At 69.8% G+C, this 13,127-nt stretch carries 12 protein-coding genes; all 12 read left to right on the top strand.

What is annotated here, in order from left to right; translation table 11 throughout:
• The gene (locus J7E96_RS00620; RefSeq protein WP_215126258.1) at nucleotides 1–1,689 is read left to right on the top strand and encodes a UDP-N-acetylmuramoyl-L-alanyl-D-glutamate--2,6-diaminopimelate ligase; all 1,689 of its coding nucleotides are present in this window, start codon (nucleotides 1–3) and stop codon (nucleotides 1,687–1,689) included.
• Nucleotides 1,686–3,116, top strand: a complete 1,431-nt coding sequence (gene murF, locus J7E96_RS00615; RefSeq protein ID WP_215126256.1) for a UDP-N-acetylmuramoyl-tripeptide--D-alanyl-D-alanine ligase — start codon at nucleotides 1,686–1,688, stop codon at nucleotides 3,114–3,116. The genes J7E96_RS00620 and murF overlap by 4 nt, the downstream gene beginning before the upstream one ends.
• Nucleotides 3,113–4,183: a phospho-N-acetylmuramoyl-pentapeptide-transferase gene (gene mraY, locus J7E96_RS00610; RefSeq protein ID WP_215126253.1), complete on the top strand. Its 1,071-nt coding sequence runs from the start codon at nucleotides 3,113–3,115 to the stop codon at nucleotides 4,181–4,183. The genes murF and mraY overlap by 4 nt, the downstream gene beginning before the upstream one ends.
• Before the next feature lie 5 nt (nucleotides 4,184–4,188).
• Nucleotides 4,189–5,607, top strand: a complete 1,419-nt coding sequence (gene murD / locus J7E96_RS00605; protein ID WP_374196627.1) for a UDP-N-acetylmuramoyl-L-alanine--D-glutamate ligase — start codon at nucleotides 4,189–4,191, stop codon at nucleotides 5,605–5,607.
• Nucleotides 5,608–5,748: 141 nt separating this feature from the next.
• Nucleotides 5,749–7,083: a putative lipid II flippase FtsW gene (gene ftsW, locus J7E96_RS00600; protein WP_215126487.1), complete on the top strand. Its 1,335-nt coding sequence runs from the start codon at nucleotides 5,749–5,751 to the stop codon at nucleotides 7,081–7,083.
• A 6-nt stretch (nucleotides 7,084–7,089) separates the two neighbouring features.
• Nucleotides 7,090–8,184 (top strand): undecaprenyldiphospho-muramoylpentapeptide beta-N-acetylglucosaminyltransferase, encoded by a 1,095-nt coding sequence (gene murG, locus J7E96_RS00595; RefSeq protein ID WP_215126251.1) that lies wholly within the window; start codon nucleotides 7,090–7,092, stop codon nucleotides 8,182–8,184.
• 37 nt (nucleotides 8,185–8,221) lie between these two features.
• Complete coding sequence (locus J7E96_RS00590; RefSeq protein ID WP_215126250.1) at nucleotides 8,222–9,037, top strand: FtsQ-type POTRA domain-containing protein; 816 nt, start codon at nucleotides 8,222–8,224, stop codon at nucleotides 9,035–9,037.
• Between the two features lie 272 nt (nucleotides 9,038–9,309).
• Nucleotides 9,310–10,542: a cell division protein FtsZ gene (gene ftsZ / locus J7E96_RS00585; protein ID WP_215126249.1), complete on the top strand. Its 1,233-nt coding sequence runs from the start codon at nucleotides 9,310–9,312 to the stop codon at nucleotides 10,540–10,542.
• 23 nt (nucleotides 10,543–10,565) lie between these two features.
• A complete protein-coding gene (gene pgeF / locus J7E96_RS00580) occupies nucleotides 10,566–11,273 on the top strand; it encodes a peptidoglycan editing factor PgeF (RefSeq protein WP_215126485.1) in 708 nt (235 codons plus the stop codon).
• Nucleotides 11,274–11,276: 3 nt separating this feature from the next.
• Nucleotides 11,277–11,996 carry a YggS family pyridoxal phosphate-dependent enzyme gene (locus tag J7E96_RS00575; RefSeq protein WP_215126248.1) on the top strand — a complete coding sequence of 240 codons (720 nt, stop codon included), beginning with the start codon at nucleotides 11,277–11,279 and terminating at the stop codon, nucleotides 11,994–11,996.
• A 141-nt stretch (nucleotides 11,997–12,137) separates the two neighbouring features.
• Complete coding sequence (locus J7E96_RS00570; protein WP_215126246.1) at nucleotides 12,138–12,755, top strand: cell division protein SepF; 618 nt, start codon at nucleotides 12,138–12,140, stop codon at nucleotides 12,753–12,755.
• Nucleotides 12,756–12,825: 70 nt separating this feature from the next.
• A complete protein-coding gene (locus J7E96_RS00565; RefSeq protein ID WP_214977449.1) occupies nucleotides 12,826–13,110 on the top strand; it encodes a YggT family protein in 285 nt (94 codons plus the stop codon).
• Nucleotides 13,111–13,127 lie beyond the last annotated feature (17 nt).

Genomic DNA, 13,127 nt, shown 5'->3' with positions numbered 1-13,127 from the left:
GTGACAACCATCACCCGAAACTCCGGGAACTCCGAAGACCCCCACCCCTCGTTTCGCGAGGGGCCGGGTACGCCCGGTACGCTCACCGCCGTGCCACACGCTGATCAGTCCCAAACCACCCAGAAGGACGCCCCGGTGACGTACCCCGGAGCGCCCCGGCCGGTCCAGGTCCGCCCGACACCCCTCGGGGAGCTGGCCGAACGGCTGGGTATCGAGCCCCCAGCCGTCGAAAGCGCGGCCGAGGTCACCGGTATCACGCACGACTCCCGTGCGGTGAGGCCAGGCGACCTGTACGCCGCCCTGCCAGGGGCGCGCCTCCACGGCGCCGACTTCGCCACGCAGGCGGCGGGTCTCGGCGCGGCCGCGATCCTCACCGATCCGGCCGGCGCCGCACGGGCCGAGGCCACGGGCCTGCCGGCCCTGGTCGTCGAGGACCCACGCGGCCGGATGGGCGAGCTCGCCACTGAGATCTACGGCCACCCGGGCAGCGGTCTCCTCCAGATCGGCATCACCGGCACCTCCGGCAAGACCACCACGGCGTACCTGGTCGAGGGCGGTCTGCAGGCAGCCGGGAAAAAGACCGGTCTGATCGGTACGGTCGAGATGCGCATCGGCGACGAGCGCATCAAGTCCGAGCGCACCACCCCCGAGGCCACCGACCTCCAGGCCCTCTTCGCCGTCATGCGCGAACGCGGGGTCGAGGCGGTCGCCATGGAGGTTTCCAGCCACGCGCTGGTGCTCGGCCGGGTCGACGGCTGCGTTTTCGACGTCGCGGTCTTCAACAATCTGAGCCCCGAGCACATGGAATTCCACTCCGGCATGGAGGACTACTTCCAGGCGAAGGCACGTCTCTTCACCCCGGAGCGCAGCAGGACCGGCGTCGTGAACTTCGACGACGAGTACGGCCGCCGGCTCATCACCGAGTCCGGCGTCCCGGTCACCTCCTTCTCCGCCGAGGGCCACCCGGACGCCGACTGGCGCGCCGAGGGCGTCGAGGTCGGCCCGTTCACCAGTACGTTCACGGCCGTCGGCCCCAAGGACGAGCGCATCACCGCGACCGCCCCGCTGGCCGGCCCCTTCAACGTCGCCAACACGCTCGCCGCGATCGTCACGCTCGCCGTGGCGGGCGTCGACCCGCAGACCGCCGCCGACGGCATCGCCGCCGTCCCCGGCGTACCGGGCCGCCTGGAGCGCGTGGACGCGGGCCAGCCGTACCTCGCCGTCGTCGACTACGCCCACAAGACGGACGCTGTCGAATCGGTCCTGCGCGCGCTGCGCAAGGTCACCGAGGGGGAGCTGCACATCGTGCTCGGCTGCGGCGGCGACCGCGACAAGCAGAAGCGGCCCTCGATGGGCGCCGCCGCCGCCCGCCTCGCCGACACGGCCGTACTGACCTCCGACAACCCGCGCTCCGAGGACCCCCTCGCGATCCTCGCGGCGATGCTCGCCGGCGCCGCCGAGGTGCCCGCGCACGAGCGCGGCGACGTCCTGGTCGACGCCGACCGGGCCTCGGCCATCGCGGCCGCGGTCGCCCGCGCGAAGCCCGGTGACACCGTGCTCGTCGCGGGCAAGGGGCACGAGCAGGGCCAGGACATCGCCGGAGTGGTACGCCCCTTCGACGACCGCCAGGTACTGCGCGCCGCGATCCGCGCCGCCGCACTGACCCAGGACGGCGGGGTGGCCCAGTGATCGCACTCTCCCTCGCCGAGATCGCCGAGATCACCGGCGGGCAGTCGCACGACATACCGGACAGCGCCCTGCCGGTGACCGGCCCCGTAGTCATCGACTCGCGCGAAGTGAAGCCCGGCAGCCTCTTCGCCGCCTTCGCGGGCGAGAAAGTCGACGGCCACGACTACGCCGAGCGGGCCGTCGCCTCCGGTGCGGCAGCCGTGCTGGCCACCCGCCCCGTCGGCGTACCCGCCATCGTCGTCGACGATGTCACCGAGGCGCTGGGCGCCCTGGCACGGGCCGTCGTCGGACGGCTCGGCACGAAGGTCGTCGCCCTCACCGGCTCGGCCGGCAAGACGTCCACCAAGGACCTGATCGCCCAGCTCCTGGAGCGCAAGGCCCCCACGGTCTGGACGCCCGGCTCCCTCAACAACGAGATCGGCCTGCCGCTCACCGCGCTGCGCGCCACCGAGGAGACCGAGCACCTGGTCCTCGAAATGGGCGCGCGCGGCATCGGCCACATCCGGTACCTCGCCGGGCTGACCCCGCCGCACATCGGACTCGTACTGAATGTCGGCACCGCTCACATCGGTGAGTTCGGCGGCCGCGAGCAGATCGCCGAGGCCAAGGGCGAGATGGTCGAGGCGCTGCCGCCGGCGGACGCGGGCGGGGTGGCCGTGCTCAACGCCGACGACCAGCTCGTACGGGCCATGGTGTCCCGTACAAAAGCGCGGGTCGTGCTCTTCGGCGAGGCCGCGGACGCCGACGTACGCGCCGAGAATGTCCGGCTCATGGAGAATGGCCGGCCGGCCTTCAGTCTTCGCACACCCACCGGGTGCAGTGACGTGACCATGCGGCTGTACGGTGAGCACCACGTGTCGAACGCGCTCGCCGCGGCCGCCGTCGCCCATGAGCTGGGCATGTCCGTGGACGAGATCGCCACCGCGCTCTCCGAGGCGGGCACCCTCTCCCGCTGGCGCATGGAGGTCACCGAGCGTCCGGACGGTGTGACGATCGTCAACGACGCCTACAACGCGAACCCCGAGTCCATGCGAGCCGCTCTGCGCGCGCTCGCGGCAATGGGCAGGGCCTCCCAGGCAAAGGGTGGGCGTACGTGGGCGGTGCTCGGTCAGATGGCCGAGCTGGGTGACGATTCGCTCACCGAGCACGACGCGGTCGGACGGCTCGCCGTCCGGCTCAACGTCAGCAAGCTCGTGGCAGTCGGGGGCAGGGAAGCGTCCTGGCTGCAGCTGGGCGCTTACAACGAGGGTTCGTGGGGTGAGGAGTCGGTGCACGTGTCCGACGCGCAAGCGGCGGTCGACCTGTTGCGCAGTGAACTGCGTCCGGGAGACGTCGTGCTGGTGAAGGCTTCCAGGTCGGTCGGTCTCGAGCGAGTCGCGCAGGCGCTCCTCGACCACCGCACCGAGGGCGAGGTCACCGGCCGATGAGGCAGATCCTCTTCGCGGGAGCCATCGGTCTCTTCCTGACCCTGATCGGCACCCCGCTGCTCATCAAACTGCTGGCCCGCAAGGGATACGGGCAGTTCATCCGGGACGACGGTCCGCGCGGCCACCACGGCAAGCGCGGCACCCCGACCATGGGCGGCATCGCCTTCATCCTGGCCACGCTCATCGCGTACGCCCTGGCGAAGGTGATCACCGGCGAGAAGCCGAGCGTCTCCGGCCTGCTGGTGCTCTTCCTCATGGCGGGCATGGGCCTGGTCGGCTTCCTCGACGACTACATCAAGATCGTCAAGCAGCGTTCGCTGGGCCTGCGGGCCAAGGCGAAGATGGCCGGACAGCTGATCGTCGGCATCGCGTTCGCCGTGCTGGCCCTGCAGTTCAAGGACATCCGCGGCAACGCCCCGGCCTCCACCAGGCTCTCCTTCGTCCAGGACTTCGGCTGGTCGATCGGCCCGGTGCTGTTCGTGGTCTGGGCGCTGTTCATGATCCTGGCGATGTCGAACGGTGTGAACCTCACCGACGGCCTCGACGGACTCGCCACCGGCGCCTCCGTGATGGTCTTCGGCGCGTACACCTTCATCGGTCTCTGGCAGTTCCAGGAGTCCTGTGCGGACGCGCCGAGCCTGACCAACCCGGAAGCCTGTTTCGAAGTACGAGATCCACTGGACCTCGCGGTCGTCGCGGCGGCCCTGATGGGCGCCTGCTTCGGCTTCCTGTGGTGGAACACCTCGCCCGCCAAGATCTTCATGGGTGACACCGGCTCGCTCGCCCTCGGCGGCGCGCTCGCGGGTCTGGCGATCTGCTCGCGCACCGAGTTCCTGATGGCGCTCCTCGGCGGCCTGTTCGTCCTCATCACGATGTCCGTCGTGATCCAGGTCGGCTCGTTCAAGATGACCGGCAAGCGCGTCTTCAAGATGGCGCCGCTCCAGCACCACTTCGAGCTCAAGGGCTGGTCCGAAGTCCTTGTGGTGGTCCGCTTCTGGATCATCCAGGGCATGTGCGTCATCATCGGTCTGGGGCTCTTCTACGCGGGCTGGGCGGCCGACAAGTGACAGAAGTGACCTGGACCGGCAAGCGGGTGACCGTCGCGGGTCTTGGCGTCTCCGGGATCCCCGCGGCACGTGTGCTGCGGGGCCTGGGGGCACACGTCACCGTCGTCAACGACGGCGACGACGAGCGCTCCCGCGCCCAGGCCGCCGAACTCGAAGCCCTGGGCGTCACCGTGCGCCTCGGCGACGGCGCGACCCTCCCCGAGGGCACCGAGCTGATCGTCACCGCGCCCGGCTGGAAGCCCGACAAGCCACTCTTCCTGGCCGCCGCCGAGGCGGGCGTGGAGATCTGGGGCGACGTAGAGCTGGCCTGGCGGCTCCGGGGCCATGGCGGCAGAAAACCAGCTCCCTGGCTCGCGGTCACCGGCACCAATGGCAAGACCACGACCGTACGCATGCTGGCCTCCATCCTTCAGGCCGCGGGCCTGCGTACCGCCGCCGTCGGCAACATCGGCGTATCGCTGCTGGACGCCGTCCTCGGCGACGAGCCCTACGACGTACTGGCCGTCGAGCTCTCCAGCTACCAGCTGCACTGGGCGCCCTCGCTGCGCGCCCACTCCGCGGCGGTGCTGAACCTCGCCCCCGACCACCTCGACTGGCACGGCTCCATGGAGGCGTACGCCGCCGACAAGGGCCGGATCTACCAGGGCAACCAGGTCGCCTGCGTCTACAACGCGGCCGACCCGGCGACCGAGGACCTGGTCCGCGAGGCCGACGTCGAGGAGGGCTGCCGCGCGATCGGCTTCACCCTCGGCCCGCCCGCGCCCTCCCAACTCGGTGTCGTCGACGGCATCCTGGTCGACCGCGCCTTCGTCACGAACCGCCAGAAGAACGCGCAGGAGCTGGCCGAGGTGGCGGACGTCAACCCGCCGGCCCCGCACAACGTCGCCAACGCGCTGGCGGCCGCGGCCCTGGCCCGCGCCTACGGCGTCGAGCCCGCCGCCGTACGCGACGGACTGCGCGCGTTCCGCCCCGACGCGCACCGCATCGAGCATGTCGCGGACGTCGCCGGTGTCGCGTACGTCGACGACTCCAAGGCCACCAACACCCATGCCACCGAGGCCTCTCTGGCGGCGTACGACCCCATCGTGTGGATCGCGGGCGGCCTCGCCAAGGGCGCCACCTTCGACGAGCTCGTCGAGAAGTCGGCAAAGCGACTGCGCGGCGCCGTCCTCATCGGCGCCGACCGCGCGCTCATCCGCGAAGCCCTCGCGCGACACGCGCCCGAAGTACCGGTGGTCGACCTCGACCGGACCGACACTGGGGCGATGTCGGCGGCGGTGCGGGAAGCGGCGCGGCTCGCCCGGCCCGGGGACACGGTCCTGCTGGCCCCGGCCTGCGCCTCCATGGACATGTACACCAACTACAACAAGCGCGGCGAGGCGTTCGCCGATGCCGTACGCGAGTTGGCCGCGGAGCGCGATTAGGAGACCGGTCCCCGCGCCACGGACCGGTCGGCGCAGCTCATGAGTGGAGGGGACGCCGACATGTTGGCCGACGACACTGCCCCACGCGGCCGCACCGCGCTGCGCGGGCGCTCCGGGGCCGGGAGGGCCGGGACGGCAAGGATGCAGTCGGCCGGGGCGCGGACCCCCCGCCGTCCGGCCGCCACGCGCCGCCGCGGTGCGTTCCTGCCGAGACCGCCCGGCGAGAACGGTCCGCGCCGGTTGTACGAGCAGGCGCGCCGCACCTGGGACCGGCCTCTCACGGCGTACTACCTCATCCTGGGCAGCGCCCTGCTGATCACGGTGCTCGGCCTCGTGATGGTCTACTCGGCGTCGATGATCAAGGCGCTGGAGCTGTCGCTGCCCGCCTCGTACTTCTTCCGCAAACAGTTCCTCGCCGCGCTCATCGGCACGGCTCTGCTGCTGGCCGCCTCCCGGATGCCCGCCAAGCTGCACCGCGCGCTCTCGTACCCGCTGCTGGCCGTGTCCATCTTCCTGATGGTGCTCGTCCAGATCCCCGGGATAGGAGTGGCGATCGGCGGCAACCAGAACTGGATCTCGCTGGGCGGCCCCTTCATGCTCCAGCCCAGCGAGTTCGGCAAGCTGGCGCTCGTCCTGTGGGGGGCCGACCTGCTCGCCCGCAAGCAGGAGAAGCGGCTGCTGACCCAGTGGAAGCACATGCTGGTGCCGCTCGTCCCCGTCGCCTTCCTGCTGCTCGGCCTGATCATGCTCGGCGGCGACATGGGTACGGCGATCCTCCTCACCGCGATCCTCTTCGGCCTGCTGTGGCTCGCGGGCGCGCCCACCCGGCTCTTCGCCGGTGTACTCGGCTTCGCGGCATTCGTCGGCTTCGTCCTCATCAGCAGCAACCCCAACCGGATGTCGCGCCTCGCCTGCACCGGCGCGACCGACCTCGGCCCCAAGGGTGAATGCTGGCAGGCGGTGCACGGAATCTATGCTCTGGCGTCGGGCGGATGGTTCGGTTCCGGACTGGGTGCGAGTGTGGAGAAATGGGGTCAACTCCCCGAGCCGCACACCGACTTCATCTTCGCCATCACCGGCGAGGAACTGGGTCTGGCGGGGACGCTGTCGGTACTCGCCCTCTTCGCGGCTCTAGGCTATGCGGGTATCCGCGTGGCCGGACGCACGGAGGACCCCTTCGTGAGGTACGCCGCGGGAGGTGTGACCACCTGGATCACGGCTCAGGCCGTGGTCAATATCGGTGCGGTGCTCGGCCTGCTGCCGATCGCCGGAGTCCCGCTCCCGCTGTTCTCCTACGGGGGCTCGTCCCTGTTGCCGACCATGTTCGCCGTAGGGTTGCTGATCGCCTTCGCGCGAGAGGATCCCGCGGCGAAGGCCGCCCTGGCCATGCGAAGGACTGTCCTTGGCAAAGGGGCCGGGGTGAGATGGAAGACGATGAGACGGCGCGTCAAGAAGCGTCCGTCCGGAGAGCGGTGAATTTCGGTGCATGTCGTACTCGCCGGTGGGGGGACCGCCGGCCACATCGAGCCCGCGCTTGCCCTCGCGGACGCACTGCGGAGGCAGGACCCTTCCGTGGGCATCACAGCCCTCGGCACGGAGCGCGGACTTGAGACCAGGCTCGTACCCGAGCGCGGCTACGAACTCGGGCTCATCCCCGCGGTCCCGCTGCCCCGCAGGCCCACCCCCGAACTGATCACCGTCCCCGGGCGGCTGCGCGGCACGATCAAGGCCGCCGAGCAGATCCTGGAACGTACGAAGGCGGACTGCGTCGTCGGCTTCGGCGGTTACGTCGCCCTGCCCGGCTACCTCGCGGCCAAGCGCCTCGGCGTACCGATCATCGTCCACGAGGCCAACGCCAGACCGGGCCTCGCCAACAAGATCGGCTCGCGCTACGCGCACGCCGTGGCGGTCTCCACCCCCGACAGCAAGCTGCGCGGCGCCCGCTACATCGGCATCCCGCTGCGCCGCACCATCGCCACCCTCGACCGGGCCCGGGTCCGCCCCGAGGCGCGTGCCGCCTTCGGCCTCGACCCGAACCTGCCGACGCTGCTGGTCTCCGGCGGCTCGCAGGGCGCCCGGCGCCTCAACGAGGTGATCCAGCAGGTCGCGCCGGTGCTCCAGCGCTCCGGCATCCAGATCCTGCACGCGGTCGGGCCCAAGAACGAACTGCCGCGGGTGGACAACATGCCCGGAATGCCGCCGTACATCCCGGTACCGTACGTGGACCGGATGGACCTCGCGTACGCCGCGGCCGACATGATGCTCTGCCGCGCGGGCGCGATGACCGTCGCCGAACTCTCCGCCGTCGGGCTGCCCGCCGCGTACGTCCCGCTGCCCATCGGCAACGGCGAGCAGCGGCTCAACGCCCAGCCGGTGGTCAACGCCGGAGGCGGCCTGCTGGTCGACGACGCGGCGCTGACGCCCGAGTGGGTGCAGAGCGAGGTGCTCCCGGTCCTCGCGGACCCGCACCGGCTCTTCGAGATGTCCCGCGCCGCCGCCGAGTTCGGCCGCCGGGACGCCGACGACCTGCTCGTCGGCATGGTGTACGAGGCGATCGCCGCACGCAGGGCCGGCTGAACGGCCCACCGACGCAGGCCCCAGGAGGCGACAGGCAGTGGCCGGACCGACGACCGCCCAGCGCGGTGAACGACAGGCGCAGGCGTCGTCGGCGGCCCGCCCGCCGCACGGCGGTGCCGGTCGGGGTGGAGCCGGCCGCCGCTTCCGGCTGCCCGGGCGTGGCGTCCTGATCCTGGTGCTCGTCCTGGCGGTGCTGGGTACGGGGGGCGGAATCTGGGTGCTTTACGGCTCTTCCTGGTTGCGCGTGGAGCAGGTGAAGGCGTCGGGCACACAGGTTCTGACGCCCGATGAGGTACTGGATGCCGCGGCCGTCCCGGTCGGGGCGCCACTGATTTCAATCGATACGGACGACATCGAGGACCGGCTGCGCCGGAAATTGCCCCGTATCGACTCGGTGGAAGTCGTACGTTCATGGCCGCACGGCATTGGTCTGAAAGTGACCGAGCGAAAGCCGGTACTGCTCATGAAAAAGGGCGCAAACTTCATCGAAGTGGACGATGAGAGTGTGCGGTTCGCCACGGTCGCCAAGGCGCCCGCGGGCGTACCGCTGCTGGAATTGGCGTCCGGCGACTCCCCGAGTCTGCGCCGTTTCGGAGCGGACCGACTGCTCCGTGAGGCGGTACGGGTCACGGGCGACCTGCCGGCGACCGTGGCCCCCGACGTACGCACCATCCAGGTCGGCTCGTACGACTCCATCACCCTGGGGCTCCACGGGGACCGTATTGTCATCTGGGGGAGCGCCGAGCAGGGCGAGGCGAAGGCGCGCGCACTGAAGGCGCTCATGAAAGCAGCTCCGGGGGCCGGGCACTTCAATGTGAGTGCGCCCACCGCGCCCGCCGCGTCAGGGAGTTGACGGTCATTCGTGCTGGCCAGCACCCTGGTTGGCCAGCGATATGGGTGATCACATAGGGTGAAAAGAAAAACGGGAGGTTCGGCGTGTTCGTTGAACGTGCGCCACTTGTCGACTTAGTGTCCTGTTCGGAGAGTCCAAGGAACAGACACACTGGTAACCCTAAACTTCACCGTTAGGGTTCGGGTCGGCGTTCGGACCGTCCCAATCGGCATCAGTCGTCGCGGCGCTGCAACCCCGCGGCGGCACGTAACTCGAGGCGAGAGGCCTTCGACGTGGCAGCACCGCAGAACTACCTCGCAGTCATCAAGGTCATCGGTGTCGGCGGCGGTGGTGTCAATGCCATCAACCGGATGATCGAGGTCGGTCTCAAGGGCGTCGAGTTCATCGCGATCAACACCGACGCGCAAGCCCTGTTGATGAGCGACGCCGACGTCAAGCTCGACGTCGGACGTGAACTGACCCGCGGCCTCGGCGCCGGAGCCAACCCGGCAGTCGGCCGCAAGGCGGCAGAGGACCACCGCGAGGAGATCGAGGAGGTCCTCAAGGGGGCCGACATGGTCTTCGTCACGGCCGGCGAAGGCGGTGGCACCGGAACCGGTGGCGCACCCGTCGTCGCCAACATCGCGCGCTCGCTCGGCGCCCTCACGATCGGTGTGGTCACCCGCCCGTTCACCTTCGAGGGCCGGCGCCGCGCGAACCAGGCGGAGGACGGCATCGCCGAGCTCCGCGAAGAGGTCGACACCCTCATCGTCATCCCGAACGACCGGCTGCTGTCCATTTCGGACCGTCAGGTCAGCGTGCTGGATGCCTTCAAGTCGGCGGACCAGGTCCTGCTGAGCGGTGTCCAGGGCATCACCGACCTCATCACCACCCCCGGTCTGATCAACCTGGACTTCGCCGACGTCAAGTCGGTCATGTCCGAGGCCGGTTCGGCTCTCATGGGCATCGGGTCGGCGCGCGGCGACGACCGCGCGGTGGCGGCGGCGGAGATGGCGATCTCCTCGCCCCTCCTGGAAGCCTCCATCGACGGCGCCCGTGGCGTGCTGCTCTCCATCTCGGGCGGCTCGGACCTCGGTCTCTTCGAAATCAACGAGGCCGCGCAGCTGGTGAGCGAAGCCGCTCACCCCGAGGCCAACATCATCTTCGGCGCGGTCATCGACGACGCGCTGGGCGACGAGGTACGGGTCACCGTCATCGCCGCGGGCTTCGACGGCGGACAGCCGCCGGCCCGCCGCGAGAACGTGCTCGGCGCCAGCTCGGGGGCGGCCGCCAAGCGCGAGGAGCCCGCGCCGTCCCGGCCCGCCGAGACTTCGCGGCCGGCCGGCGGCATCGGTACGGTCCCGCCGCGCGAGCGCGAGGAGCCGGCCCCGGCCCAGGCCGAGGCCGCCCCGGCGCACGAGCTGCCGGCCACGCCGGTCCCGTCCGCGACGCACGTGCCGCCGGCCCGCCCGTACCACCAGGACAGCCAGGCAGAAGAGCTGGATGTCCCGGACTTCTTGAAGTGACAGTGCGGCACGACGCGATACACGTGGGCGGCGCCCACTTCGCCTTCACCGACAGGTGGGGCGGGGTGAGCGCCGTTCCGTACGAGGAGCTCAATCTCGGCGGCGCGGTCGGCGACGACCCGGCCGCCGTGCTGGCCAACCGGGAACTCGCGGCCAAGTCGTTCGGTCTCGACCCCGACCTGGTCGTCTGGATGAACCAGGTGCACGGGCGGGACGTGGCGGTGGTCGAAGGGCCGTGGGGCGCGGAAGTTCCTTCCGTGGACGCGGTCGTGACCACGCGGCGCGGGCTCGCGCTCGCCGTACTCACCGCGGACTGCACGCCCGTTCTGCTGGCCGACCCGGTCGCCGGTGTCGCGGCGGCCGCCCACGCCGGACGCCCCGGCATGGTCGCGGGGGTGGTTCCCGCCGCCGTCGAGGCGATGATCACTCTGGGCGCCGATCCTTCCCGTATCACCGCGCGTACGGGGCCCGCCGTCTGCGGGCGCTGTTACGAAGTACCGGCGCGGATGCGGGCCGAGGTCGCCGAAGTCGTGCCCGCGGCCTGGTCGGAGACCAGCTGGGGAACACCGGCCGTCGATGTGACCGCCGGAGTGCACGCCCAGCTCGAAGCGCTCGGCGTACGCGACCGGCGCCGGTCGCCGGTCTGCACACTGGAGTCGCGCGACCACTTCTCTTACCGCCGGGACCGCACCACGGGGCGGCTCGCCGGATATGTCTGGCTGGATAGGTAGGACATGACGGACCGTAAGGCTCAACTCGCCGCAAATCTCGCGCAGGTGGAGGAACGTATCTCCGCTGCGTGCGCCGCCGCGGGACGGGCGCGTGAGGAGGTGACCCTGATCGTGGTCACCAAGACGTACCCGGCGAGCGATGTGCGCCTGCTCTCCGAGCTCGGCGTACGCCATGTCGCGGAGAACAAGGACCAGGAGGCGGCTCCCAAGGCGGCCGAGTCGGCGGACCTGCCGGTCAGCTGGCACTTCGTCGGACAGCTTCAGACCAATAAGGCCCGTTCTGTTGCGAGTTACGCCGATGTTGTGCAGTCCGTCGACCGCGCGAAGCTCGTTACGGCGCTGTCGACGGCGGCGGTACGGGCCGGGCGCGAGCTGGACTGCCTTGTCCAGGTGGCCCTCGACGCGGAGTCGGGCGAGCGGGGGGAGCGCGGCGGTGTCGCGCCCGACGGTATCGAGGAGTTGGCCGCGAAGGTGGCCGACGCACCGGGCCTGAAGCTCGGCGGACTGATGACGGTCGCGCCGCTCGCCGGACCGTACGCGGGGCGCGAACAGGCGGCGTTCGAGCGGCTGATGGAATTCTCATCCCGCCTGCGCGCCGCCCATCCTGCTGCGAACATGGTCTCCGCGGGGATGAGTGCGGACCTTGAGCAGGCCGTGGCCGCCGGGGCGACACATGTACGCGTCGGTACTGCGGTGCTCGGAGTCCGCCCCAGGCTCGGGTAACGTCGCGAAGCAAGTCGGACCACAGCAGAAAATATGGTCATTCCCACTGATAGGTGGGTGGGCCGAGTGGATCGCGGGCACTTGGTGACGCTGCGAGATTGGCAGCAAGGGCGATCCACCACAGAGCGGAGGACTCAGAGAATGGCCGGCGCGATGCGCAAGATGGCGGTCTACCTCGGCCTCGTGGAGGACGATGGGTACGACGGCCGGGGTTTCGATCCCGATGACGATTTCGAGCCCGAGCCGGAGCCCGAGCGGGAACACCGCCGGCACCAGCCCCCGCACCAGGAGCGGCACGAAGAGCCGGTCCGAGCGGTGCAGCCGCCCCCGCAGCGCGAACCTGCGCCCCACCTCGCTCCGCTTTCCGCGGAAATCGGACGACCCGCACGTATTGCCCCCGTGGCATCCATCACACCTGAACGTCCGAATCTGGAGAAGAACGCACCAGTGATCATGCCCAAGGTTGTGTCCGAGCGGGAGCCATACCGCATCACCACGCTGCACCCCCGGACCTACAACGAGGCCCGTACCATCGGGGAACACTTCCGCGAGGGCACGCCGGTGATCATGAACCTGACCGAGATGGACGACACGGACGCGAAGCGACTTGTCGACTTTGCGGCGGGACTCGTCTTCGGCCTGCATGGCAGCATTGAACGAGTGACGCAGAAGGTGTTCCTGTTGTCGCCTGCTAACGTCGATGTCACGGCGGAGGACAAGGCCCGTATCGCAGAGGGCGGTTTCTTCAACCAGAGCTGAGACATGACAACGGGAACGAACCCGGCCGGCAGGCCGGAGTTGTGAGAGCGCGGGGAGAGGGAAGCACGAGATGAGTGTGGCACTGGACGTGATCTACATCGCGCTGATGTGTTTTCTCATCGTGCTGATCTTCCGGCTGGTCATGGATTACGTCTTCCAGTTCGCGCGCTCATGGGAACCCGGCAAGGCGATGGTGGTCGTTCTGGAGGCCACCTACACTGTCACCGATCCACCGCTCAAGCTTCTGCGGCGGTTCATTCCGCCGCTGCGTCTCGGGGGCGTGGCACTCGACCTGTCCTTCTTCGTTCTGATGATCATCGTCTACATCTTGATCACCATCGTGGTCAGGGTGTGAGCGATACGGTCTTGCCG

The organism is Streptomyces sp. ISL-96 (assembly GCF_018614035.1).
Lineage (GTDB): Bacteria > Actinomycetota > Actinomycetes > Streptomycetales > Streptomycetaceae > Streptomyces.
The sequence above is the reverse complement of the archived record's forward strand: the minus strand, read 5'-3'. Positions and strand labels throughout refer to the sequence as shown.